Origin of the sequence: Stenotrophomonas africana, assembly GCF_013004645.1 — a bacterium.
Lineage (GTDB): Bacteria > Pseudomonadota > Gammaproteobacteria > Xanthomonadales > Xanthomonadaceae > Stenotrophomonas > Stenotrophomonas africana.
The window spans coordinates 322858-348254 of record NZ_JABEME010000004.1; the positions used below are offsets into that span (position 1 = coordinate 322858).

A 25397-nucleotide genomic window follows, 5' to 3' on the forward strand; every position below is an offset into this window, starting at 1 on the left:
CAATGGGTGTTGCCATCGACAGGGCGCCAGGCGCCCTGTTTCGTTTGCGGCGGACGGATCCCAAGGGGGAGGCCGGGCGTCGTGTCCATCCAACCCGGTTCCTTCAATGATCAACAGCCTGCTTACCCGCGTATTTGGCAGTCGTAACGAACGACAGCTGCGCCAGCTCAACCGCATCGTCGCCAAGATCAATGCGCTGGAGCCGGAGATCGAGAAGCTTTCCGACGAGCAGCTTCAGGCCAAGACGCCGGAGTTCAAGCAGCGCATCGCCGATGGCGAAGCCCTGGACAAGGTGCTGCCGGAAGCGTTCGCGGTCTGCCGCGAGGCCGGTCGCCGCGTGCTGGGCATGCGCCACTACGACGTGCAGCTGATCGGCGGCATGGTGCTTCACCTGGGCAAGATCGCAGAAATGCGCACCGGTGAAGGCAAGACCCTGGTGGCGACCCTGCCGGTGTACCTCAACGCGCTGGAAGGCAAGGGCGTGCACGTGGTCACCGTGAACGACTACCTGGCGCGCCGCGACGCCGCGCAGATGGGCAAGCTGTACAACTGGCTGGGCCTGAGCGTGGGCGTGGTCTACCCGGGCATGCCGCACAGCGACAAGCGCGAAGCCTACGCCTCGGACATCACCTACGGCACCAACAACGAATTCGGTTTCGACTACCTGCGCGACAACATGGCGCTGTCCAAGGCCGACCGCTACCAGCGCGGCCTGCACTACGCCATCGTCGACGAAGTCGACTCCATCCTGATCGACGAAGCGCGTACCCCGCTGATCATCTCCGGCCCGGCGGATGATTCCCCGGAGCTGTACATCCGCGTCAACCGCGTCGTGCCGAACCTGGTCAAGCAGGAAGTGGAAGACGGCGAAGGCGACTTCTGGGTCGACGAGAAGGGCAAGCAGGTGCACCTGTCCGAAGCGGGCATGGAGCATGCCGAGCAGCTGCTGGTCGAGGCCGGCATCCTCGACGGCGAGACCGAAGGCCTGTACGCACCGCAGAACCTGACGGTGGTCCACCACCTCAACGCCGCGCTGCGCGCGCACGCGATCTACCAGCGTGACGTGGACTACATCGTGCGCGACGGCGAAGTGGTCATCGTCGATGAGTTCACCGGCCGCACCCTGTCCGGCCGTCGTTGGTCCGATGGCCTGCACCAGGCCGTGGAAGCAAAGGAAGGCGTGCCGGTCCAGCGCGAGAACCAGACGCTGGCGAGCATCACCTTCCAGAATCTGTTCCGCATGTACAAGAAGCTGTCCGGCATGACCGGTACGGCCGATACCGAAGCCTTCGAGTTCCAGAGCATCTACGGCCTGGAAGTGGTGGTGATTCCGACCAACCGCCCGACCATCCGCAAGGACAGCCCGGACCAGGTGTTCCTCAACCGCAAGGGCAAGTTCAATGCGGTGCTGGCTGACATCGAAGAGTGCGCCAAGCGTGGCCAGCCGGTGCTGGTGGGTACCACCTCGATCGAAACCTCGGAAATGCTATCCGAGCACCTGCGCAAGGCGGGCGTGAAGCACGAAGTGCTCAACGCCAAGCAGCATGACCGCGAAGCCACCATCGTCGCCAATGCCGGCCGTCCGGCCGCGGTCACCATCGCCACCAACATGGCCGGTCGTGGTACCGACATCGTGCTGGGCGGTTCGCTGGAAGCGGAAATCCACGAGCTGGGCGAAGGCGCCACCGACGAGCAGAAGGCCGCGGTCAAGGCCGAATGGCAGAAGCGCCATGAGGCCGTCAAGGCTGCAGGTGGCCTGCACATCGTCGGCACCGAGCGCCATGAATCGCGCCGTATCGACAACCAGCTGCGGGGCCGTTCGGGCCGCCAGGGTGACCCGGGTTCGTCCCGCTTCTACCTGTCGCTGGAAGACAACCTGATGCGCATCTTCGCCTCCGACTGGGTGCAGAAGGCCATGCGCATGATGGGCATGAAGGAAGACGACGTCATCGAGGACCGCCTGGTCAGCCGCCAGATCGAGAAGGCGCAGCGCAAGGTCGAGGCCCACAACTTCGACATCCGCAAGAACCTGCTGGACTTCGATGACGTCAACAACGACCAGCGCAAGGTGATCTACGCCCAGCGCGATGAACTGCTGGACGCCGAGTCGGTGAAGGACAACGTCGACGGCATCCGCGACGACGTGATCTTCGACGTGGTGGCCCGCTTCGTGCCGCCGAATTCGATCGACGAGCAGTGGGACCTGCGTGGCCTGGAAGCGACCCTGGAGTCGGACTTCGGCCTGCAGATGTCGCTGACCGACCTGGTCAAGGAACACGAGGAACTGGACGCCGAGGCGATTGCCGCCAAGGTGCAGGAACGCGTCAACCAGCACTTCGCCGAGAAGGAAGCCGGCGTGGGCGAAGAGACCATGCGCGCGCTGGAGAAGCACGTGATGCTGACCGTGCTGGACCAGAGCTGGAAGGAGCACCTGGCGCGCATGGATTACCTGCGCCAGGGCATCTACCTGCGTGGTTACGCGCAGAAGCAGCCCAAGCAGGAATACAAGAAGGAAGCCTTCGAACTGTTCTCGGACATGCTGGAGAACGTCAAGCGCGAAGTGGTGACCCTGCTGTCGCGCGTGCGCATCCGCAGCGACGAGGAAGTGCAGGCGCTGGAAGCGGCCGAACGCCAGCAGGCCGAAGCCCGCCTGAGCCAGTCGCAGTTCCAGCACCAGGATGTGGGCGGCTACAGCGCCGACGAGGAAGCCGCGCAGGTGCAGGCTGCCCAGCAGGGCGTGGCGCAGATGCAGCGCGACGAGCCGAAGATCGGCCGCAACGATCCGTGCCCGTGCGGCAGTGGCAAGAAGTACAAGCACTGCCACGGCCAGCTGAGCTGACCCCGAAGAGCCCCGCGAAAGCGGGGCTTTTCGTTTATGGCGGCGGAGCTGCACCGGATCCGTGATTGCGCCAGTCGCCCTGTTCTGGGCATTCTTCCCCCATGCCTTCCCCCACCCGATCGATCCACGTTGTGGCCGCCGTCATCACCGACGCCCGTGGCCGCGTGCTGCTCAACCGCCGTACCGAGAACCGCGACATGGCCGGCCTGTGGGAATTCCCCGGCGGCAAGCGTGAATCCGGCGAGACCTCCGAACAGGCGCTCGTGCGTGAGCTGCGCGAGGAACTGGGCATCGAGGCCGATGTCGGCGAGTGGCTGATGGATGTGCCGCAGCGCTATCCGGACAAGCATCTGACCCTGGAAGTGCGCCACGTGCGCAGCTGGAAGGGGACACCGCGTGGGCGGGAGGGCCAGGCAATCACCTGGGTGGCGCCGGACAAGCTGGGCCGCTATTCAATGCCACCGGCAGACCTGCCGGTGGTGGCCGCCCTGCGCCAGCCTGACAGCTACCTGATCACCCCGGCGCCAGCGGATGATGAGGGCGGCTTGCAGCATTGGCATGAACAGCTGCAGCGCGCTGTGGCCGCGGGCCAGCAGCGCATCCAGCTGCGCTTGCCGACGGCGCATCCGCAACGGCAGGCGATGGTCGAACAGGCCGTGCGCGCGCATCGTCGCAGCGGGGTGCAGTGGTTGCTCAACCGCGATATCGAGCTGGCGCGCGCATTGGGCGTGGGCGTGCATCTGGGCAGCGAACAGCTGCCGGAGCTGTCGCAGCGTCCGCTGCCCGAAGGCCAGCTGGTGGCCGCCTCCTGCCACGACCTGCAGCAGCTGAAGGCCGCACAGCAGTTGGGCTGCGACTTCGCCGTGCTGGGTCCGGTGCAGGCCACGGCCAGCCATCCGGATGCGGTGCCGCTGGGCTGGGATGCCTTCGCCGAGCTGCGTGCGCAGGTGTCACTGCCGATCTACGCGCTGGGTGGCATGGGCAGTGGCCACATTAGTGAGGCGCGTCGCCATGGTGGGCAGGGCATCGCCGCCATTCGCGCGCTGTGGCCGGCGTGATGTCAGGGTCAGATCATCGCAACGCGGGGCTCTGACCCTACCGATCACAACGTGATCCAGAAACACCCGTACTGCCGCCGCAATCCCAGCACCGTCGAAGCGCGCGCTGCGCTGCCCGGCAACGTCTGCTCCAGGCGGAGTCCGACCGGATGGCGAACGGCCGGCGGCTCAGGGTCGGATCCCTGCGCAGCAGGGCTCTGACCCTCCTCCTGCGATTGCGGCAGCGCCTGCGAGGGGTACACCGGCACTACGTCCACCCATGGCCGCCGCGCCAACGATTCCAACTGGCCGAGGATGCGCTGCGCGCCCGCATCGGAGACCGCGCCCCACAGGTACAGCGAGGACAGTCGGTTCACATCGTTGCTGACGATGCCGACGCGCAGCGCATCCACCAGTTCGCTGAGTCGCCGCGGGCAGCGTGCCCCCAGGGTGTCGCGCTGCAGGGTATTGCCGGTGGGCGCAGGCGGTGGCAGCCGCGACTGCGCACCCAGGCTGTCGCAGGGACGATCGGTATACACGCTCTGGCCCCGCGCATCGGTGCAGCGGTTCAGGCGCGTGGACTGTGCGTGGGCGACGCTCGACAGCACGCACAGCGGCAGCAGCAACAGCAGGAAGGAAAGCCGGGTCATCCCCGCAGGGTAGCGCCGATCACGCTTGCGCGCCGTGTTCTCAGCCCTGCAGCAGCTTCAGGACCGAGGTGGTCGGCTTGGCCAGGTTCAGGGTGTAGAAGTGCAGGCCGGGTGCGCCGCCCTCGATCAGGCGCTGGCACAGCCGGGCCACCACTTCGGTGCCGAATGCACGCACCGACTCCGCATCATCGCCGTAGGCCTGCATCTTGCGGCTGATCCAGCGCGGAATCTCCGCACCACACTGTTCGGAGAAGCGGCGCAGCTGGCTGAAATTGGCGATCGGCATGATGCCCGGGGTGATCGGCACCTGTACACCCAGCCGCCGCACTTCATCGACGAAGTGGAAGTAGGCATCCGGGTTGAAGAAGTACTGGGTGATCGCCGCATCGGCACCGGCATCGATCTTGGCCTTGAAGTGCTTCAGGTCGGCCAGTGCGTCAGCGGCCTGCGGATGCGTTTCGGGGTACGCGCCCACTTCGATGTGGAACGCATCGCCGTGCTCGGCACGGATGAAGTCGATCAGTTCGGCGGCGTAGCGCATGTCGCCGGGAAAACCCATGCCCGACGGTAGATCGCCGCGCAGCGCGACCAGGCGGCGGCAACCGATGGCGCGGTACAGCTTGAGCAGCTCGCGGATTTCCTGACGGGTGCCGCCGACGCAGGACAGGTGCGGTGCTGCATCGAATCCATGGTGCTGGTTGAGGTGGCGCACGGTTTCGGAGGTATAGCTCAGGGTCGAGCCACCGGCACCGAAGGTACACGACACGTACTGGGGATCGTAGTCCTTCAGCTTTGCCGCGGCGCGGTCCAGCTGGCTGCGCTGTTCGTCGGTCTTGGGCGGATAGAACTCGAAGCTGATGGCGGTCATGGCACGGGCGGCAGCGGCGGGTGCGGATCAGTATATCGCTTCATCAAGATGGATGTTGGTTGACTGCGCGGAAAGGCACCGTCCGTCGCCTGCGACCGTTTGCCCCGGTCTCCGGCCGCTGCTCCGAAATCGCAACCCGGATGCCGCGGCCGGCGGCACGCTGATCCCATCCCGGCAACACCCACCCGATGAAGGAGCTGACGATGAAGATCTTCCTGGCACTCTGGTACGCAATGAAGGCCCTGGCCCGGCTGGCCATGATCGGCATGGCAATGGCCGTACTCGGCTCCGGCTCGGCGCATGCCGCCGGCGCCCTGGCTGCGGGCAAGGTGCAGGTCGAGGTGGTCGGCAAGGGGCGCCCGCTGCTGATGATCCCCGGCCTGAACAGCAGCGCCGAGGTCTGGCACGAGACCTGCCTGGCCCTGAAGGATGTGCAGTGCCATCTGGTGCAGCTGCCCGGCTTTGCCGGCGCCGCAGCCGCTGATCCACGCCCGGCCGGGTTCCTGCCGGCGATGCGTGGGCAGCTGCTGGCTTACCTGCATGACCAGCACCTGGGCCCGGTGGTGGTGATCGGCCACAGCCTGGGTGGCCTGCTGGGCCTGCAGATGGCGCAGGCCGAGCCGAGGGCGGTCAGCGCACTGGTGGTGGTCGATGCACTGCCGTTCCTGCCGGCGGCGCGTGACCCGAACGCCACCGCAGACAGCGTGCGGCCAATGGCCGACCAGCTGCGCAAGGGCATGCTGGCTGCCGACGCCGCGCAATGGCAGGCGCAGTTGAAAGCCGGCCTGCCGGGCATGACCCGCGATCCGCAGCGGCAGGCCGAACTGGGGCGCTGGGGCGAAGCGAGCGACCGCCAGACCACGGCTGACGCCATGCATGCGGTGATGACCACCGACCTGCGCGACAGCATCGCCTCGATCACCGCACCGACGCTGGTGCTGGGCAGCTGGGCCGGCTACCAGCCGATGGGTGGCACCGAGGACAGCACGCGTGCGGTGTTCCAGGCGCAGTACGCGAAGCTTCAGGGCGTGCAGATCGCGATGAGCGCGCAGGGCTTCCACTTCCTGATGTGGGATGATCCGCGCTGGCTGCAGGAGCAACTGCGGCATTTCCTGGCCGCGCACCCCTGACCGTTGTCCGCCCTCCTGCCACCGCCGAGAGCCCGCATGGACGCCACCACGTCATCCCGCCGCTTCTGGATGCTCAACGCGCTGGCATGGGCCGGCTATGCGATCTATGGGCTGTGGGCCGGCATGCGGATCGGCGGCGGCGTGATGTTCAGTGGCATCGTGTTGATCACTGTCAGCGTGGCAGCCTCTCTGTGGTTGTGCAGTGGCGCGCTGCGCATGGTTGCACTTCGCCAGCGCTGGTGGGAGGGGAGCCTGGCCAGCCTGGTGCTGAAACTGGCCGCCGGTGTGGTGCTCGGGGCCAGCGTCGCACAGGCGGTAACTGCCGCGTTGTTGCTGCCGGCGCTGGCATTGGGTTGGGTGCACCTGCCTGGCGGCCATGCGGATTACCAGTGGTCTTCGCTGCTGGTGTACTGGATGAACACCGCGCTGTTCCTGCTGATGTGGACGGGCCTGTGGGCAGGCCTGCACGGCTTGCGGCGGGCACGCCACAGTGAGCTGGCGCGCCTGCGCGCCGAGGCCGAACGCAGCGCCCTGGAGCGTGATGCCCTGCGTGCGCGGCTCAATCCACATTTCATGTTCAATGCGCTGAACAACCTGCGCGCGTTGATCCTGGAAGACCCCGAGCGGGCCCGCGACATGGTCACCCGCCTGTCGCGTACGCTGCGCCAGGCGCTGGCGCATAACCGCAGCGAGCAGGTCACGCTGGCCGAGGAACTGGCGGTGGTCGACGATTACCTGGCCATCGAGGCGATCCACTTCGAGCAGCGCCTTCAGGTCGGCCAGCACATCGCCGCCGAAGCCATGCAGGCACAGTTGCCGGCGATGGCGCTGCAGTTGCTGGTGGAAAATGCGATCAAGCACGGTATCGCCAGCCGGCCCGGCGGTGGCCGGATGGAGATTCGAGCGACATTGGACGACGATGTGCTGCGCCTGCAGGTGGACAACCCGCTGGGCGGCGCCAGCGAGCCCACCCACGGGCATGGCGTCGGCCTGGCCTACCTGCGTGCGCAGCTGGGTTCACGCGGGCGTTTCACCTTGCAGCCGGTCGGCGACCGCATGCAGGCCCTGCTGGAGATTCCACAATGAGTGCCATGCTGCGTGTATTGATCGTTGATGATGCGCGGCTGGCGCGGCAGGAGCTGCGTACGCTGTTGTCGGCGCTGCCCTGGGTGCAGTGCGTGGGCGAAGCCGACGATGTACCCGCTGCACGCGAGGCGATCGCCACACTGGCGCCGGACCTGGTGCTGCTGGATGTGCAGATGCCCTCGGGCAGTGGCTTCGATGTGCTGGACGGTCTGGAGACAGTGCCGGCGGTGGTGTTCGTCACCGCCTACGACACCTATGCGGTGCGTGCGTTCCAGACCAACGCGCTGGACTATCTGGTGAAGCCGGTGGAAGCGCCGCGGCTGCTGGAGGCGCTCGAGCGGGCGCGCCAGCGCGACGTGGCTTCGGCCGGGGCGCCGGAGTCGCGTGGCACACTGGGTGGGCAGGATCAGGTGTTCGTGCGCGAGGGCGATCGTTGCTGGTTCGTGGCGGTTTCCGAGATCCGCCGGCTGGTGGTGGATGGCAACTACACCCGGCTGTGGTTCCGTGACCAGAACGCCTTGCTGACCCGCAGCCTGAGCGCGCTGGAAGCACGCCTGCCGCAGGATCTGTTCTTCCGTGCCAACCGCAACACCCTGGTCAACCTGCGCCGCATTCGTGGCGTGACGCCCAGCATCGCAGACGGCTACGACCTGTCGCTGGATGATGGAAGCGAGGTGGAAGTGTCGCGGCGGCAGGCACGTGAACTGCGCGAGCGGATGGCGTTGTAGCTGCCGCTACAGCTCGGCACTGACCGGGCTGGTGACGAAGCCCCACAGCAGGCGTGCCATCACTGCTGGAGAACGCGCCTGGGAACGCGCATACACCAGCAACATATCCAGGCGGGGGCGGTCGTAGAGATGGCCGGCCAGCAGCACCGCATGCACGTGGCGGGTATTGGCGGTGTCGTGGAGCGGGTTGCCATCAAGCAGCACCAGATCTGCGGCTTTGCCGACCTCGACGCTGCCATGCGATGCCTGCAGCTGCAGATGACGCGCGGCCTGCAGCGTAGCTGCGCGCAGCACGTCGGCCTGGCTCAGGCCGGCTTGCCGCAGCCACTGCAGTTCGTCGTGGTAGCGCAGGCCGCCCAATCCGGTGTCGGTGCCGACCAGCACGTTGACGCCGGCGCGATGCGCCGCACCGGTGAGCGCCAGGCCATGCTCGAAGTAGGTCTTCAGAGCGTCTTCGCCGCGTCGGCCGGGATAGCGCGCCACGGTGGCCTGCAGGTCATCACGCCACGCCCAGCGTGAGAGCGGGTCCAGATAGGTCAGGCGCGGATCATCGACGAAGGCCGGATCGCGTGCGCGTGCATCCTCTTCACGGGTGACATGGGTCGGCACGAACGCGGCACCGCTTGCCTGTATCAGGCCGAGTGCTTCCTCGCAGAGCGCGGGCTGGTATCCGCTGACCATCCGCTCGGCCAGCGCGGTCGGATCTTCGCCATCGAGGGTGCCGCCACGCCAGGCGGCTGCGTTTTCGAAGCAATGCCGCACGAACAGATGGGCGTGTTCGAAGCTGCGCTGCCCCGCCTGCAATGCGCTTTCCAGAGGCACGGCCCTGGGCAGGTGGCCGACCAGCGGGCGACGCAGCTGCTGCGCCTCGTTGGCCAGCCGCTGGTAGGTGTCCGCACGCAGCCGGTTGTAGACCTTCAATGCATCGATGCCGCGCGCAGTGTAGGTGCGTGCGCGTTCGGCGGCGGCGTCTGGCGAGAGTGATGGATCCTCGAAGTAGAAGCTGGCGATCTGCATGAAGCGCGGTGCGACCTGCTGGCCGGCAACGGCCTGTGCGGTCCAGCGGCGCTTGTCGGCCACGCAGGCGATCAGCGGATCGGTGGCCTGCGGGCAGTCCATCATGTCGCGGGTGCCAGTGATGCCGTTGGCCAGCATCAGCGGAAACTGCAGTTGCGGTGACAGCTGCAGGGCGTGGGTATGCATGTCCCAGAAGCCGGGCAGCAGCCAGCGGCCGCCGGCATCGAGCACCGGCAATGTGGTGTCCCGTGGCGTTTCGCCGATGGCGATGATCGTGCCGCTGCGCACTGTCACTGTCGTGGGTTCGCTGACCTGGCCGCGCGCCACGTCCACCACCCGCGCGTTGACGATCACGCGGCTGTTGCCCGGCTCGGGCAACGGCGGTGCCGACAGCGGCCAGAGCAGTGCGGCGGCGAACAGCAATGGCAGCGCCAGCAGGAGGGTGGCCAGGACGATCGGCCATCGCCGACGGCGGGCGGAACGGGGCAACGCGCGTGCTGCATCCATGAGCCGGCGATCCTTGCATTGGGTCGCCCGCAGAGTGCTGCAAGCCGGGCGCGGGCGCCAGTGACCATCGACATCCGGCCTTGCCTGCCTCCGGGGCGGTTACCCTGTGCGGTGGAACCCCTGATCACGCCCTGCCATGTCCATCGTCCTCACCGATTTCGCCCGCCCCCGCCTGTTCCCGCGCGTGCCGCGCGGCAACACCCTCCAGGACTGCACCGCCGAGCAGTTCGAGGCACACCTCAATGCGCATGCGCCGCTGAAGGTACTCGACGGCTACGCTCCGTTCTGCAAGCTGTTCGTCTACGAGAACTGGACCAGCACGCGCTGCCTGACCGTACCGATCACCGAGGCCAACCGCCACCTGCTGCGCAGTGGTTACGAAGCGCGCAACCGCGAGGAGCTGCCGGTGCTGGTGCGCTGGTTCGAGGGCGTGGAATCACCGCGTGCGAACTACCTGGTGGTGATCCTGTACAGCGCCGGGCAGCTGGCGAAGGAAGGTTCACCGATCGAGGCCGACTGGGGCATCGTCGGCTGCATCTACACCGCCGAACCGGAAGAGGTACCGATGGCACCGATCACGATGATGCGCAATGCGCTGGGCGTGGAGGAGGGTGGGTCCGGTGTGCCGCTGGACCGGGAAGCCTACCGGCGCTCGGTGGCGTTCTGGGAGAACAACGCCAACTGGCGGCCGTGAGCCCGCGCTGTGGCCGGACAGTCGGCATGTGAACAGGGAGGATTGCAGCGGGGCGCTACCATGGCGGTGAATCAACGCAGGGAGCACAGGGATGGATGTTCGCAGCTGGATGCCGTTTGCATGGGTCGCCGCAGGTCTGCTGGCCGCAAGTGAAAGCCCGGCAGCAACGTACGATGCAGGCGCCGCCTGTGGGGCCCTGTCCGATGTGACGCTGATCCGCGACGCGGGCGTGGGTTCACTGCAGGCGCAGGCAACGTCGGGGCGCTGCACGTTCCATGTGGAAGCGGATGACGCAGCAGCGCTTTCGCGTCAGCAGTCGTTGCTCCAGAGCGTGTCGGCGATCGCCTGTGGTGCGCCAGCCACCACCCAGCCTTCGCAAAGGGCTGCAGGCTTCGACCTGCAGATGCCTGCACGTTGCCCACTCTCTTCCAGCATGCCGTTGATTGCCCGGGAGGGAGGCTGGCACCAGCGGCGACTTTCGTCGGCCCCGACGTATCCTGCGGCCGCCATGCGCGAGGCCCAGCAGGGGGGTGTCGAGCTGATGCTGCTGCTGGATGCTCAGGGCAAGATCCAGGCGATCATCCTGGCCCGATCCAGTGGGTACCCACTACTCGATGCGGCGGCGCTCAAGCACGCGCGTGACTGGCGTTACGAGCGTGAAGCGGCAGGCAAGGCGCCAGACATGAGCCTGATACGCGGCACGGTCACGTTCAAGCTCGACTGAGGCGCCTACAGGGCGGGCTCGGCCTTCCACTCCCACCACCGATAGTGGTACTCGCGCTCGGTCGCGCGCCATTGCTGTGCGCAGTGGGTGCATGTCAGCCGGTAGCACTCGCCCCAGCCGTCCTCCGCTTCGCCCCGTGCACGCAGCTGCACGTGACCTTGTTCCAGCAGCGGCTCGGGGCTGAAGAACACATAGGACGGGTAGAGCGTGCACAGGCAGCCTTCGCGTGCCTGCCAGTATCGCAGCCGTTGCAGGGCTGCCTTGAGGTGGGCCTCATTGCTGATCAGCATGCCGCCGAGGGCGATGCCCTGGCAGCGCTGTTCGATCAGGTCCACATGCGCGCTCAACGCGTCCAACGATGAGGCACTGAACAGTCGTGCGACGACGCGGGCGGCATCGGTGATGCGCGTTGCGTCGCGCGATAACAGGTCCTGCAGCAGCACATCGGCCTGTGCATCGTCGAGCCGGGGAATCGGCGATGTGGACCACGGCCAGCGCATCAACGTGACTTGCCGATGGCAGCGTAGTGGCCACCGGTCAGGCGCAGCAGATCGGTGGGTGCCAGTTCCACTTCCAGTCCACGGCGTCCGGCGCTGACATGCAGCGCGGGCAGCGCTTCGGCACTGGCGTCCAGGAAGGTGCGCAGGCGCTTCTTCTGCCCGAGCGGGCTGATGCCACCGACCAGGTAACCGGTCGCGCGCTGTGCGGCATCTGCAGCGGCCATCTCGCATTTCTTGCAACCGGCGGCTTCGGCCAGGGCCTTCAGGTCGAGCTGGCCGGCCACCGGTACTATCGCCACCAGCAGTTCGTGTGTCTCGGTGCTGGCCAACAGGGTCTTGAACACCTGGGCCGGGTCGAGGCCGAGCTTGTCGACGGCTTCGCCGCCATACGATTCGGCGTGGGCGTCGTGCACGTAGCTGCGCACGGTGTGGGCGATCTTCTCGCGCTTGAGCAGGTTGATGGCCGGAGTCATGGGTGAATCGTAGCGCGGGGTGGGGGCGTTGCCTTGACCGAGGCTACTACCAGGCGCAGCGGGGTGATAATGGACGGTAGACACTGCCTGGACATCGAACATGCGCGCTCCGCAATGCCTTCATGACCTGACCCTGGATGCCGAACCGTGCGCGGGACCGTACCCGCCGCAGGGCTTCTGGCCGGTCGCCGAAGGCGCACTGGGGAATGGCGATCTGTTTGGTCTGTACTGGCCGCTGGGGCGCGAAGCTGAGCCGCCGGTGGTCTGCGAGATGTTCCATGACGAAGGGCGCATGATCTTCAGCCATTCGTCGCTGGACGCCTTCGTCCGGTGGCTGGATGCCGGTGGCGGGTGGGACGGTGACGATGAAGATCGCGATCCACCCGAGCACGAGGTTGCAGATGCGGATTCGCCGTTGCTTCTGGTTGAGCGCGCGCAGCGGCATGTGCAGGCCGCTGCACCGGCTGAAGCCATCGTGCTGCTGGAAGATGCCTGCAGCCGCTTTCCCGAGCTGCAGCGGGCATGGGCCATGCTGGCAGGGCAGCAGATGCGCCTGGGGCAGCACGCGGCGGCCGTGGCGTCGGCGCGTGCGGCGGTCCTGGCGAACTGGGCATTCGGCATTCCCGAGCCTGGTGTACTGCGGATTCTGCGTGCAGCCGATGCGGCCGGCGATCCTGTGCTGGCGATGGCCCAGCAGATGGGGTTTGCTTTCGGTGGCGCCAAGACCAACCCGGACTATGCCGTGATGCAGGCCTGCATCGAACGCTGTTGGGAGGCGGGTGAGACGATGGCGGCGCTGCGCCTGAGCCAGAATCGCTGCTATGCGCTCAGCGCCGAGACCGTTTCATTCCAGCAGCGCGAGGGATTCGATCTGGCTTGCTGGCAGAGCGACTTCGTCGCGCAGTGCCAGAGCGCGCTGCAGGATGATCGGCAGCACATGTAGCGCCACGACCACCTGCTCGCATCGGCAGAGGGGGCGGAGCCCTTTCCCGCGAAAAGGGATCCGACCCCGGGCCGGAGCGCAGAACGGGCGCCCGAGGGCGCCCGTTCTTTCAACTTCCATTGCAAGGGTCAGAGCCCTTTCCTGCGGAAAGGGATCCGACCCCTGCACGATCAGTAGCGGTAGTGGTCCGGCTTGAACGGGCCTTCCACCGGCACGCCGATGTAATCGGCCTGTTCCTGGCTCAGGGTGGTCAGCTTCACGCCGATCTTCTCCAGGTGCAGACGCGCCACTTCCTCGTCCAGCTTCTTCGGCAGCAGGTAGACCTTCTTCTCGTAGCTGTCCTTGTTCGCCCACAGGTCGATCTGTGCCAGGGTCTGGTTGGCGAAGCTGTTGGACATCACGAAGCTCGGGTGGCCGGTGGCGCAGCCCAGGTTCACCAGGCGGCCTTCGGCCAGCAGGAAGATCGCGTTGCCGTTCGGGAAGATGTACTTGTCCACCTGCGGCTTGATGTTGACGTGCTTGATGCCGGCGAACGACACCAGCGCGTCGACCTGGATCTCGTTGTCGAAGTGGCCGATGTTGCAGACGATGGCCTGGTCCTTCATCGCGCTCAGGTGCTCGATGCGGATGATGTCCTTGTTGCCGGTGGTGGTGACGTACAGGTCGGCACGGCCCAGGGTCGATTCGATGGTATTGACTTCATAGCCTTCCATCGCCGCCTGCAGCGCGCAGATCGGGTCGATCTCGGTGACGATCACGCGCGCGCCATAGGCACGCAGCGAGGCGGCGCAGCCCTTGCCGACGTCGCCGTAGCCGCAGACCACGGCCACCTTGCCGGCCAGCATCACGTCCATCGCACGCTTCAGGCCATCGGCCAGCGACTCGCGGCAGCCGTACAGGTTGTCGAACTTGCTCTTGGTGACCGAGTCGTTGACGTTGATCGCCGGGATCAGCAGGGTGCCGGCCTGGGCCAGCTGGTACAGGCGGTGCACGCCGGTGGTGGTCTCTTCGGAGACGCCCTTCCAGTCCTTGACCACGCGGCCCCAGTAACCCGGGCGTTCCTTGGCGACGCGCTTGAGCAGGTTCTTGATGACCTGTTCTTCGTGCGAGGAGGACGCGGTGTTGACCCAGTCGCTGCCGTTTTCCAGCTCGTAGCCCTTGTGGATCAGCAGGGTCACGTCACCGCCGTCGTCGACCACCAGCTCCGGGCCGGTCAGGGTGCCGTCGGCCAGGGTGAAGGTCAGCGCGTCCAGGGTGCAGTCCCAGTACTCTTCCAGGGTCTCGCCCTTCCAGGCGAACACCGGGGTGCCGGTGGCGGCGATGGCGGCAGCGGCGTGGTCCTGGGTCGAGAAGATGTTGCACGAGGCCCAGCGCACGTCGGCGCCGATGTCCTTCAGGGTCTCGATCAGCACCGCGGTCTGGATGGTCATGTGCAGCGAGCCGGTCACGCGCACGCCCTTCAGCGGCAGCTCGGCCTGGTACTTGCGGCGGATCGACATCAGGCCCGGCATTTCGTGCTCGGCGATGTCCAGTTCCTTGCGACCCCAGTCGGCCAGCGTGATATCGCGGATCTTGTAATCACCTTCGGTGGAGAAGGTCTTGGCAACAGCATTCATTCGTGTGCTCCGGTTGTGGGCGAGCGGGTGCTCGCATCTAGCCGGGCGCCGTTGTTACAAAGCCACCTCACCGAGCCTGGCCGGGCCTCACGGGATCCGGTCGCAGCGCCCCTCGGCAGGGGAGAACCCCCATTATATCGCGGCCCCGGCATGACATCCGGATGACCCAACCATCGGCAGATGGGCGGGCGTGCACGGCCTGTTAAGGTCGGTGTTTTCACGCATCACACAGGTGGAACGATGAGCACGCACGCGCGCCGCACACGGCGCTGGACCGGCCTGGTCCTGTCGATGGGACTGCTGGCGGTGGCCCCGCTGGCCTGGGCGGCGGCGCCGCAGCCCACGGCCGCACAGGCCCAGGGCGTCAACGGCTACGAACTGCCCTCGGCCGCGCTGCAGGCGGTGGTGGACGCACCCCGTGCGCCCTCGTTGTACCTGTCGCCACGCCGCGACGTGGCCGCGATGATGCAGATGCCATCGCTGCCGTCGATCCAGGTGGTGGCGCAACCGGAACTGAAGCTGGCCGGCCTGCGCATCAACCCGCGCACGTTCTCCGACAGCCGCTTCAGCTTCGGCGAGAAGCTGTGGCTGATGAACGTGGCCGACGGCAAGGAACGGCAGATCAGCGGCCTGCCGGCCAAGCTGTCGATCGCCAGTGTGATGTGGTCGCCGGACCAGAAGTGGCTGGCCTTCAACCAGGTGGACGGCGCCAGTGGCGCCAATGAACTGTGGCTGGTGGACGTGGCCGGCGGCAGCGCCCGCCGCCTGGTCGCGGGCCTGAACACGGTGATCGGCAGTGGCTACCAGTGGTTGCCGGACAGCCGCAGCCTGGTGGTGTTCACCCGCCCGGCCAACCTCGGTGCGGCCCCGGCCGCCGACGGCATTCCGACCGGCCCGGCCGTGCAGCAGACCAGCCAGGGCGGCGGCGTGGTGTCGATCCGTACCTACCAGGACCTGCTGAAGAACGAGGCCGACGCGCGCCAGTTCGACTACTACGCCACTACCCAGCCGGTGGAAGTCAGCCTGGACGGCAACATCCGCACGATCGGCGCGGCCGGCATCTTCATGGGCTTCTCGGTGTCGCCGGATGGCCGCTTCGTGCTGCGCCAGCCGGTGCAGCGGCCGTACTCCTACGTGGTGCCGGTGACCAGTTTCCCGCGCCGCATTGAAGTGATCGACCGTGCCAGCGGCACGCTGGTGCACACCGTGGCCGTGCGCCCACTGGTGGAAGGCCTGCCGACCGGCAACGATGCTGAAGTGACCGGCGTGCGCGACATCAGCTGGCGCGGCGATGCCGATGCAACCCTGGTCTGGGCCGAAGCGCAGGATGGCGGCGACCCGAACAGGGACGCCAAGGTGCGCGATGCGGTACTGATGCAGGCTGCGCCGTTCGACAAGCCGCCGGTGACGCTGGCCCAGCTTGGCAGCCGCCTGGCCGGCATCAGCTGGGGCCGCGGTGACCTGGCCCTGCTGACCGAATCGTGGTGGAAGACCCGCAAGACCAGGACCTGGCTGATCGCCCCGGACAACGCCGGTACCGAGCCGCGCCTCCTGTGGGACCGCGATGCGCAGGACCGCTACGCCGACCCGGGTCGTCCGCAGGTGTCCAGCGACGATCGTGGACGCTCGCTGCTGCAGACCAGCGCTGATGGCAGCAGCCTGTATCTGGTTGGTGCGGGTGCTTCGCCGGAAGGTGACCGTCCGTTCGTGGACCGCTTCGACATCGCCAGCGGCAAGGCCACCCGCCTGTTCCACTCGCAGGCGCCGAGCTATTCGCTGCCTGTGGCATTGCTGGACAACCAGGGCAGCTCGCTGCTGCTGAGCCGCGAGAGCCCGGACGAGCCGGCCAATTTCTACGTGCAGTCGCTGGCCGATGCGGGTACCGCAGCGCGCGCGCTGACCCACTTCGCCCATCCGCTGCCGCAGTTGAAAGGCGTGCAGAAGGAACAGATCCGCTACAAGCGCAAGGATGGCGTCGACCTGACCGCGACCCTGCTGCTGCCGCCGGGCTACGACCCCAAGCGCGACGGCCCGCGGCCGCTGCTGATGTGGGCCTACCCGGGTGAGTTCAAGAGCGCGGCTGCGGCCAGCCAGGTGACCGATTCGCCGTACCGCTTCAACGCGGTCAGCTACTGGGGCCCGCAGGCGTTCCTGGCCAAGGGCTATGTGGTGCTGGCCAGCCCGTCGATGCCGATCATCGGTGAGGGCGACAAGGAGCCGAACGACACCTACATCGAACAGCTGGTGGCCAACGCGCAGGCAGCGGTGGATGAAGTGGTGCGCCGTGGCGTGACCGATCGCGACCACATCGCCATCGGTGGCCATTCCTACGGTGCGTTCATGACCGCCAACCTGCTGGCGCACACGCGCCTGTTCAAGGCGGGCATCGCGCGCAGCGGCGCCTACAACCGCACGCTCACTCCGTTCGGCTTCCAGGCTGAGGAGCGCAACTACTGGCAGGCGCAGGACGTCTACCAGAAGATGGCGCCGTTCAATTACGCTGACAGGATCAAGGATCCGATCCTCTTCATCCACGGCGTGGACGACAACAACTCCGGCACATTCCCGATGCAGAGCGAGCGCATGTTCGCCGCGGTGAAGGGCCTGGGTGGCACGGCGCGACTGGTGATGCTGCCGAACGAATCGCATGCCTACCGCGCACGCGAATCGATCATGACCATGCTGGCCGAGAGCGAGCGCTGGCTGGAACAGACCATCGGCCCGGCCGAGCGGGGCAAGGCGAAGAAGAAGCGCTGATACCTGCATGAGGGCGGCCCCTGCAACAGGGGCCGCCTGTGCGGCTGCGCCGCCGCCCGAGCATGGGCTCGGCGCTACACGGTATAGCGCGTGATGATGTCTGTAGAGCCGAGCCCACGCTCGGCTGCTTCTGCTTCTGCTGCGGATGCGTGCAGATGAAACCATTTTTGCATCGCAGCACGACGCCCGTTCTGGTTTAGGCTTGGGGCCTGGATCCGTTGACCGAGGCCTGTGCGTCGCCGATGAACGAGTACCGCAGCAGCATCGAATTTGCTTCTCCCGATCTTCCGCTTCGCGATGATGTGCGCCGGCTTGGCGCGCTGGTCGGTGACCTGCTGGTTGAACAGGTTTCGGCCGCGTTTCTCGACGATGTCGAAGACGTGCGCACCCGCGCCATCGCCCGCCGCGAGAATCAGGCGCCCCTGTCCGAGCTGGCCGAAGGCCTGGCCGGGCGCACGCCGCAGCAGGCCGAGACCATGGTGCGGGCGTTCAGCACCTACTTCCAGGTGGTCAACATCGCCGAGCGCGTGCATCGCATCCGCCGTCGCCGTGACTACCAGCGCGCCGGTACCGCAGGTGCGCAGCCCGATGGCCTGCAGGACGCGCTGCAGCACCTGAAGGCGCAGGGCGTGGGCCTGGACGAACTGGCGCAGTGGCTGCCACGCATCGACATCGAACCGGTGTTCACCGCGCACCCGACCGAAGCCGTGCGCCGTGCGCTGCTGGAAAAAGAGCAGCTGATGGTGGCCAGCCTGGTCGACAACCTCGACGGCCAGCGCACGCCGGGCGAGGCCGCCGCCGATGCGGCGCGCTTCCGCATGGCGCTCACGGCGTCGTGGCAGACCACCGACTCCTCGCCAGTGCGGCCCACGGTCGATGACGAGCGCGAGCACGTCGGCTTCTATCTGGTGCAGGTGCTGTATCGCGTGATTCCGGTGCTGTACGAATCACTGCAGCAGGCGCTGCGCGATACCTACGGCGAAGAACTGCCGCTGCCGCGCCTGCTGCGCTTCGGTACGTGGGTGGGCGGCGACATGGACGGCAACCCGAACGTGGATGCCACCACCATCCGCAACACGCTGGATGCGCAGCGGCAGGCGGTGCTCGGGCGCTATCAGAAGGAACTGCTGCAGCTGGCCAGCCTGCTCAGCCAGTCCACCGAGCGGGTAGGGGTGAGCGACGCATTGCAGGCACGCGTGGCGCAGTACCAGCAGTTGCTGCCGCAGGTGCGGTCGCGCCCGCGCCATGCCGACATGCCGTACCGTCTGCTCAACGACCGCATGCGCGCACGCCTGCAGGCGACGCTGCATGACGGCGAGGGCGCCTACGCCGGCCCCGCTGAACTGATCGACGACCTGCAGCTGATCCTCGACAGCCTGCGCGCCAATCGCGGCGAACATGCTGGCGGCTTTGCCGTGCAGCGCCTGCTGTGGCGGGTGAAGACCTTCGGCTTCCACCTGGCGCGGTTGGATGTGCGCCAGGAATCGAGCGTGCATGCGCGCGCGCTGGCCGCCGTGCTGGGCGGTGAAGCAACCTGGCAGGCGCTGGACGCGCTGGGCCGAGCGCGCCTGCTGGGCCCGCACGCCAGCGGCGAAGACACGCTGCCCAAGGGTGATGACGAGGGCAACCAGCGGCTGGATGCGGTGTTCGCTGCGCTGGCCGATGCGCGCGCGCGGCATGGCAGCGATGCACTGGGCAGCTACATCATCTCGATGGCGCACGACCGCAGCGACGTGCTGGCGGTACTGGCGCTGGCGCGCCGTGGCGGTTTGGTAGAGGAGGGCGGTGCGGTGCCGCTCGACATCGCGCCACTGTTCGAGACCGTGGATGACCTCAAGCGCGGCACCGCGACCCTGCGTGACCTGCTGGCCGACCCGATCTATCGCGCGCACCTGCAAGCACGCGACGACGTGCAGATGGTGATGCTGGGCTATTCGGACAGCAGCAAGGATGGTGGCATTGCTGCTTCGCGCTGGGGCCTGCAGCGCGCGCAGGTGGAACTGCTGGAGGTGGCGGCCGAGGCCGGCATCCGCCTGACCTTCTTCCATGGCCGTGGCGGTTCGATCAGCCGTGGCGGTGGCAAGACCACGCACGCGGTCGATGCGTCGCCGCGCGGCAGCATCGATGGCCGCCTGCGGGTGACCGAGCAGGGCGAGGTGATCCATCGCAAGTACGGCATCCGCGCGCTGGCCCTGCGCTCGCTGGAACAGGCCACGGGCGCAGTGCTGCGCGCCAGCCTGCGCCCGCGTGCCGCCGAGCCGCGCGAGGATGAGTGGCGACCGGTGATGGACGTGGTGTCATCGGCCAGCAGCGAGGTGTATCGCGGGTTCGTTGGCCAGGCCGGCTTCATGGATTACTTCCGTACCGCCACACCCATCGACGTGATCGAGCGGATGACGCTGGGCTCGCGTCCTTCGCGCCGGCTCGGCCAGGACGCGGCACTGGGCAACCTGCGTGCGATTCCCTGGGTGTTCGCCTGGAGCCAGGCGCGGGCGGTGATCCCCGGCTGGTACGGCGTGGGCAGTGGCCTGCAGGCGGCGGTTGATGCCGGCCACGAACAGACGCTGCGCGGGATGGCGCGTGACTGGCCGTTCTTCCGTACGTTTCTGGACGACATCGCAATGGTGCTGTCCAAGGGCGACATCACCATCGCCGAGCAGTTCTCGCAGTTGTCCGGCGACCTGCACGGGCGCTTCTTCCCGCTGGTGCAGCGCGAACTGGAACTCACCCGGCACTGGCTGCTGGCATTGATGGACCAGCAGACGCTGCTGGACCACGATGCGCGGCTGGCGCTGTCGATCCGCCTGCGCAATCCCTACGTCGATCCGATCAGCGTGCTGCAGGTGGACCTGCTGCAGCGCTGGCGGGCCAGCGGACGCGAGGATGACGAGCTGCTGCGCGCGCTGGTGGCGTGCGTGAACGGTGTTTCGCAGGGCGTGCAGAACACGGGCTGACCTTCTGCATCCGCCGGCGCTACCTGCCTCGGTGGGTGTGGGGCTTGCCCCGCACGCCCTCATTCCTCCGGCGACGGCGGGTTCGACGCCAGCAGTTCCAGATGGCGCTGCTCCATTTCCTGGCGCAGCTGGCGGCGGATCAGCGCGGCTGCCTGGCGGCGCTTCTCGTCCGACGTGACCGGCTGCAAAGGCGGCACCGGTGTCGGCCGGCCTTCCTCATCCACGGCCACCATGGTGAAGAAGCAGCTGTTGGCGTGGCGCACGCTGCGCTTGAGGATGTCCTCGGCCACCACCTTGATGCCGATCTCCATCGACGAGGTGCCGGTGTGGTTCACCGAGGCCAGGAAGGTGACCAGCTCACCCACTGCGATCGGTTGGCGGAACATCACCTGGTCCACCGACAGGGTGACCACGTAGCTGCCGGCATAACGGCTGGCGCAGGCGTAGGCGACCTGGTCGAGCAGGCGCAGGATCGCACCGCCGTGGACCTTGCCGGAGAAATTGGCCATTTCCGGCGACATCAGCACGGTCATGGACAGCTGGTGGGTTTTCAGTTCGGTCGACATGGGGCGATTGTATCGGCGTGGCGTAGCTCTTGTAGAGCCGAGCCCATGCTCGGCTGCTCTTGGCGCAGGCAAAAGAAAGCCGAGCATGGGCTCGGCTCTACAGAAAGCAGAAGGGCCGCGTGAGCGGCCCTTCGTCTGTCTTACTTCAGCTTCGCATCGGCGCGCAGGGCGGCGGCGCGGTCGGTCTTCTCCCAGGAGAAGGCCGTGGCGTTGACGGTCTCGCCTTCGCCGTTGAGGTAGCTGAACTCCTTCGGCTTGCGGCCGAAGTGGCCGTAGGCCGCGGTCTGCTGGTACATCGGGTGGATCAGGTCCAGCATCTTGATGATGCCGTACGGGCGCAGGTCGAAGTGCTTGCGGATCAGCTTCTCGATCTTGTCGTCGCTGATCTTGCCGGTGCCGAAGGTGGTGACCGAGATCGAAGTCGGCTCAGCCACGCCGATGGCGTAGGAAACCTGCACTTCGCAACGGTCGGCCAGGCCGGCGGCAACCACGTTCTTGGCGACGTAGCGGGCAGCGTAGGCAGCCGAACGGTCGACCTTGGACGGGTCCTTGCCGGAGAAGGCGCCACCACCGTGACGGGCCCAGCCGCCGTAGGTGTCGACGATGATCTTGCGGCCGGTCAGGCCGCAGTCGCCCACCGGGCCACCGATCTCGAACTTGCCGGTCGGGTTGATGTGGAACTTGGTGCCCTTGTGCAGCCACTTGGCCGGCAGCACCGGCTTGATGATCTCTTCGCGGACGGCCTCGATGAGGTCCTTCTGCTTGATGCCCGGGGCGTGCTGGGTCGACAGCACCACGGCGTCGATGGCCGAGACAACGCCGTTTTCATAGCGCAGGGTGACCTGGCTCTTGGCGTCCGGACGCAGCCACGACAGCGGCGAGTTCTTCTTCTTGCGGATCTTGGCCTGCTGCTCGACCAGGCGGTGCGACAGGTGGATCGCGGCCGGCATGTAGCTGTCGGTCTCGTTGGTGGCGTAGCCGAACATCAGGCCCTGGTCGCCAGCGCCCATTTCTTCGGGCTTCTTGCGATCCACGCCCTGGGCGATGTGCGGCGACTGCTTGCCGATCAGGTTCAGCACGCCGCAGGTGGCGCCGTCGAAGCCGACGTCGGAGCTGTCGTAGCCGATGTCCGTGATGACCTTGCGGGTCAGCGCTTCCAGGTCGATCCAGGCACTGGTGGTGATTTCACCGGCCACAATGGCAACACCGGTCTTGACCATGGTCTCGCACGCCACGCGGGCGCGCTGGTCCTGGGTCAGGATCGCGTCCAGCACCGCATCGGAAATCTGGTCGGCAACCTTGTCCGGATGGCCTTCGGAGACCGACTCGGAGGTGAAGAGATAGCTGGACATCAGGCGTAATATCCCTTGATTCGGATGGAAAGATGGGCGCGAATGATACACGGGGTGCGCCGCCTGTGCATTGTGAACCTGTACCGGTTGCCGGTGGTTAAGCCCGTGTAGGCCCGGCAGGGGCCGTCTGGCCGGGATTGGGGCCCAGCGTCGAGGCCCAGTGTTCCACCAGCGTGACAACGGGGTGGGCGCTGCGGCCCCCGACCGCGCCAGCGGCGTCCCTGTCGACAAGACGGACCCGTGGTCATCGTTCTGCCCCAAAACCGCCATCTGGCTGCCGCCTGCCGGGCGCAGGCTGTCGGCCAATCCGGCCGCCGGGCATGAGTGGAACCGCCATGCAGGAACTTGAACAGCGTCTCCAGCAACGCTTCCCTGATTGGTTCCACGGCCGCCGAGGCCAACTGGCGCGGCCGCTGCTGCGCAGCGTGGGGCGCTGGTCGCGGTTGGACCAGATCGAAGCTTTCCTGCAGCGCAGTGCAGGATTGCGCGGATTCGGTTTCGTCGCCGCCGGCCTGGAATTCATCGACGGCCAGTACCAGGTGGATCCGGCCGCGCTGGCGAAGATTCCCGCCACCGGCCGCCTGCTGATCGTCGCCAACCACCCCTCCGGGGCACTGGATGCCCTCGCACTGCTGGACGCGGTTGGCCGTATCCGCCGCGACGTGCGGATCGTGGCCAACGACCTGCTGGGGGCCATCGCGCCACTGCAGGACCTGCTGCTGCCGGTGCGCATCCTCGGTGGCAAGGCCCAGCGTGGCAGCCTGCATGCGGTCGAGGAGGCGCTGGCTGCCGAGCAGTGCGTGATCGTGTTCCCGGCCGGCGAGGTCTCGCGGCTGTCGCTGCGCGGCATCCGTGATGGCCGCTGGCAGCGCGGGTTCGTCCGCTTTGCCCGTACCGCCGGCGCGCCGGTGCTGCCGGTGCGTGTGGAAGCGCGAAACTCGGCGCTGTTCTACGGCGCCTCGACCCTGTTCAAGCCGGCCGGTACCGCGCTGCTGGCGCGCGAGATGTTCACCCGTCGTGGCCGTCCGTTGCGGCTGAGCATCGGTGAGCCGATGCAGCTGGGCAAGGGCGGTGACCCGGGCGCACAGCTGCTGGCGGTACGCCGCGCGCTGTATGCGCTGGGCCGCAATGGTGGGGCCGGTAATGCCGTTGCCTGCGCAGGCCCGGAGCCGCTGGCCGCCCCGGTGCCGCCCTCGCAGGTCGCCGCGGGCATCGCGGCGGCCACGCAGCTGGGCCAGACCGCCGATGGCAAGCAGATCCTGCTGGCCACCTGTACCGCTGATTCACCGCTGCTGCTGGAGTTGGGCCGCCTGCGCGAACTGACGTTCCGCCAGGTGGGCGAGGGGACCGGGCGCAGCCGCGACCTGGACGATTACGACCCGCGGTACGAGCACATCGTGATCTGGGACGCGGCCGCGCAGCGCATTGCCGGCGCGTACCGGATCATGCGCGGTGCCCATGCGTTGGCCCGGCACGGACTGTCCGGGCTCTACAGCGCGTCGCTGTTCCGCTATTCCGACGATGCGATCACCCACATTGCCGAGGGCCTGGAGCTGGGCCGCAGCTTCGTGGTGCCCGACTACTGGGGCAGCCGCAGCCTGGACTACCTGTGGCAGGGCATCGGCGCCTACCTGCAATGCCGGCCGGGCATCCGCTACCTGTTCGGCGCGGTGTCGATCAGCGCGGCACTGCCACGTGATGCGCGCGAGCAGCTGGTGGCGTACTACCAGCGCTATTACAGCGGCACCGCCGGCCTGGCCGAATCGAACCGCCCGTTCCAGTACTTCGCCGCGCCGCCGAGTTTCGGCGAGCTGGATGCAGGCGCCGCGTTCGATGTGCTCAAGGCCAACCTGGCCGCTCTCGGCACTGGCGTCCCGACGCTGTACCGCCAGTACACCGATCTGTGCGAACCAGGCGGTGCCCGCTTCCTCGCCTTCGGTGTCGACCCGGACTTCAGTGATTCGATCGACGGCCTGATTGAAGTGGATCTGTGCGCGATCCGGCCGAACAAGCGCAGACGCTACCTGCGCGACGCGGGGACGCCGGCATGAGCGCGCTGGCGAACCTGTCGCCACACCGGCGCGCAGTGTTCGTCTCCGATGTGCATCTGGGTTCACGTCATTGCCATGCCACCGAGCTGGCAGGGTTCCTCTCGCAGCTGCGCTGCGAACGGTTGTATCTGGTCGGCGACATCATCGACCTGTGGTGGATGGCGCATCGCCGCGCCAACTGGCGGCAGTCGCACAGCGAAGTCATCCAGGCCCTGCACGCGTTGCGGCGTGCAGGCACCGAAATCATCTACATTCCCGGCAACCACGATGCCTCGCTGCGGCAGGTGTGCGGGCTGATGCTGCCAGCGATGCAGGTGCGCCGCCGCGCCATCCATGTGACCGCCGATGGCCGCAGGCTGCTGGTCGCACACGGCGACGAGTACGACGGCGTGACCCACTTCGGTGGCCTGCAGGAGAAATTCGGCGACTGGCTGTACTACCGCATCCTCACCGGCAACCAGGCCTTGAATGCAGTGCGGCGCCGGCTGGGCATGCGCTACTGGTCGCTGTCGGAGTTCCTGAAGAAGCGCAGCGGGGCCGCTGAACGCTACATCGAGCGCTTCGTGCAGGCCGGGCTGGACGACGTGCGCCGACGCGGCCTGGACGGCATCGTCTGCGGCCACATCCACCGCGCTGCGTTGATTGAACGCGATGGCCTGGTCTATGCCAACGACGGCGATTGGGTGGAGAGCCTGACCGCACTGGCCGAAGACCATGATGGCGCGTTGCGCCTGCTCGACCACAACGGCCAGACGCTGCTGGAGCTGCCCGGCGCGCGGATGTCGCAGGCAGCATAACGCGCGTCTGTCCTCCTGTAGAGCCGAGCCCATGCTCGGCTGACGTGGCGCCCAACGAAGAGCAGCGGAGCATGGGCTCGGCTCTACATGCACCGCCTGCAAGCCGCT

General features: G+C 67.0%; 20 protein-coding genes and 1 riboswitch. Of the genes, 12 read left to right on the forward strand and 8 right to left on the reverse strand.

The features are described from left to right. The first annotated feature begins 106 nt into the window (after positions 1–106). Positions 107–2839 carry a preprotein translocase subunit SecA gene (gene secA / locus HLA98_RS10045; protein ID WP_057501039.1) on the forward strand — a complete coding sequence of 911 codons (2733 nt, stop codon included), beginning with the start codon at positions 107–109 and terminating at the stop codon, positions 2837–2839. 101 nt (positions 2840–2940) lie between these two features. Continuing rightward, positions 2941–3897: a Nudix family hydrolase gene (locus tag HLA98_RS10050; protein ID WP_057501040.1), complete on the forward strand. Its 957-nt coding sequence runs from the start codon at positions 2941–2943 to the stop codon at positions 3895–3897. A gap of 44 nt (positions 3898–3941) precedes the next feature. Here the strand turns inward: HLA98_RS10050 and HLA98_RS10055 are convergent, their stop codons facing one another. Next, positions 3942–4526, reverse strand: coding sequence for a DUF4124 domain-containing protein (locus tag HLA98_RS10055; RefSeq protein WP_057501041.1), 585 nt, complete (start codon positions 4524–4526; stop codon positions 3942–3944). A 40-nt stretch (positions 4527–4566) separates the two neighbouring features. Further along, complete coding sequence (gene metF, locus HLA98_RS10060; RefSeq protein WP_049448938.1) at positions 4567–5394, reverse strand: methylenetetrahydrofolate reductase [NAD(P)H]; 828 nt, start codon at positions 5392–5394, stop codon at positions 4567–4569. A gap of 203 nt (positions 5395–5597) precedes the next feature. Here metF and HLA98_RS10065 point away from each other — a divergent pair, with 203 nt between their 5' ends. Genes HLA98_RS10065 through HLA98_RS10075 form a run of 3 tightly spaced genes read left to right on the forward strand, consistent with a single transcriptional unit; the run spans position 5598 to position 8338 of the window. Continuing rightward, positions 5598–6524, forward strand: a complete 927-nt coding sequence (locus tag HLA98_RS10065) for an alpha/beta fold hydrolase (protein WP_057501042.1) — start codon at positions 5598–5600, stop codon at positions 6522–6524. A 36-nt stretch (positions 6525–6560) separates the two neighbouring features. Beyond that, positions 6561–7610 carry a sensor histidine kinase gene (locus tag HLA98_RS10070; RefSeq protein WP_057501043.1) on the forward strand — a complete coding sequence of 350 codons (1050 nt, stop codon included), beginning with the start codon at positions 6561–6563 and terminating at the stop codon, positions 7608–7610. Next, complete coding sequence (locus tag HLA98_RS10075) at positions 7607–8338, forward strand: LytR/AlgR family response regulator transcription factor (protein ID WP_057501044.1); 732 nt, start codon at positions 7607–7609, stop codon at positions 8336–8338. Before HLA98_RS10070 ends, HLA98_RS10075 begins: the two co-directional genes overlap by 4 nt. A 6-nt stretch (positions 8339–8344) precedes the next feature. Here HLA98_RS10075 and HLA98_RS10080 read toward each other — a convergent pair whose 3' ends face one another. Further along, the gene (locus HLA98_RS10080) at positions 8345–9862 is read right to left on the reverse strand and encodes an amidohydrolase family protein (protein ID WP_057501045.1); all 1518 of its coding nucleotides are present in this window, start codon (positions 9860–9862) and stop codon (positions 8345–8347) included. A 136-nt stretch (positions 9863–9998) separates the two neighbouring features. Here HLA98_RS10080 and HLA98_RS10085 point away from each other — a divergent pair, with 136 nt between their 5' ends. Both HLA98_RS10085 and HLA98_RS10090 read left to right on the forward strand, forming a co-directional pair. Beyond that, the gene (locus tag HLA98_RS10085; RefSeq protein ID WP_057501046.1) at positions 9999–10556 is read left to right on the forward strand and encodes a DUF3228 family protein; all 558 of its coding nucleotides are present in this window, start codon (positions 9999–10001) and stop codon (positions 10554–10556) included. Positions 10557–10647: 91 nt separating this feature from the next. Beyond that, the gene (locus HLA98_RS10090) at positions 10648–11280 is read left to right on the forward strand and encodes an energy transducer TonB (protein ID WP_057501047.1); all 633 of its coding nucleotides are present in this window, start codon (positions 10648–10650) and stop codon (positions 11278–11280) included. A gap of 5 nt (positions 11281–11285) precedes the next feature. Here HLA98_RS10090 and HLA98_RS10095 read toward each other — a convergent pair whose 3' ends face one another. Together HLA98_RS10095 and ybaK are read right to left on the reverse strand one after the other, a co-directional pair. After that, positions 11286–11780: a hypothetical protein gene (locus HLA98_RS10095; RefSeq protein ID WP_057501048.1), complete on the reverse strand. Its 495-nt coding sequence runs from the start codon at positions 11778–11780 to the stop codon at positions 11286–11288. Beyond that, entirely contained in the window at positions 11780–12253 is a 474-nt protein-coding gene (ybaK, locus tag HLA98_RS10100; RefSeq protein WP_057501049.1) for a Cys-tRNA(Pro) deacylase, read from the reverse strand. Before ybaK ends, HLA98_RS10095 begins: the two co-directional genes overlap by 1 nt. Positions 12254–12353: 100 nt before the next feature. Here ybaK and HLA98_RS10105 point away from each other — a divergent pair, with 100 nt between their 5' ends. After that, positions 12354–13196 (forward strand): hypothetical protein, encoded by an 843-nt coding sequence (locus HLA98_RS10105; RefSeq protein ID WP_057501050.1) that lies wholly within the window; start codon positions 12354–12356, stop codon positions 13194–13196. A 170-nt stretch (positions 13197–13366) separates the two neighbouring features. On the opposite strand, the gene ahcY is transcribed toward HLA98_RS10105, so the two are convergent. After that, entirely contained in the window at positions 13367–14812 is a 1446-nt protein-coding gene (gene ahcY, locus HLA98_RS10110) for an adenosylhomocysteinase (RefSeq protein WP_004154241.1), read from the reverse strand. A 36-nt stretch (positions 14813–14848) separates the two neighbouring features. Next, positions 14849–14932: riboswitch (S-adenosyl-L-homocysteine riboswitch) on the reverse strand. A gap of 120 nt (positions 14933–15052) precedes the next feature. Here ahcY and HLA98_RS10115 point away from each other — a divergent pair. Next, a complete protein-coding gene (locus HLA98_RS10115) occupies positions 15053–17569 on the forward strand; it encodes a S9 family peptidase (protein ID WP_057501051.1) in 2517 nt (838 codons plus the stop codon). A gap of 242 nt (positions 17570–17811) precedes the next feature. Next, positions 17812–20523, forward strand: coding sequence for a phosphoenolpyruvate carboxylase (ppc, locus tag HLA98_RS10120; RefSeq protein WP_057501052.1), 2712 nt, complete (start codon positions 17812–17814; stop codon positions 20521–20523). A gap of 59 nt (positions 20524–20582) precedes the next feature. On the opposite strand, the gene HLA98_RS10125 is transcribed toward ppc, so the two are convergent. Then, complete coding sequence (locus HLA98_RS10125; protein ID WP_014036006.1) at positions 20583–21089, reverse strand: acyl-CoA thioesterase; 507 nt, start codon at positions 21087–21089, stop codon at positions 20583–20585. A 140-nt stretch (positions 21090–21229) separates the two neighbouring features. Further along, on the reverse strand, positions 21230–22441 hold the full coding sequence (metK, locus tag HLA98_RS10130; RefSeq protein WP_005408103.1) for a methionine adenosyltransferase: 1212 nt from the start codon (positions 22439–22441) through the stop codon (positions 21230–21232). Between the two features lie 335 nt (positions 22442–22776). On the opposite strand from metK, the gene olsF reads away from it, so the two are divergent. Beyond that, positions 22777–24492, forward strand: a complete 1716-nt coding sequence (olsF, locus tag HLA98_RS10135; RefSeq protein WP_057501053.1) for a bifunctional ornithine lipid synthase OlsF — start codon at positions 22777–22779, stop codon at positions 24490–24492. Beyond that, positions 24489–25289, forward strand: a complete 801-nt coding sequence (locus HLA98_RS10140; RefSeq protein WP_049448987.1) for a UDP-2,3-diacylglucosamine diphosphatase — start codon at positions 24489–24491, stop codon at positions 25287–25289. Before olsF ends, HLA98_RS10140 begins: the two co-directional genes overlap by 4 nt. Positions 25290–25397 lie beyond the last annotated feature (108 nt).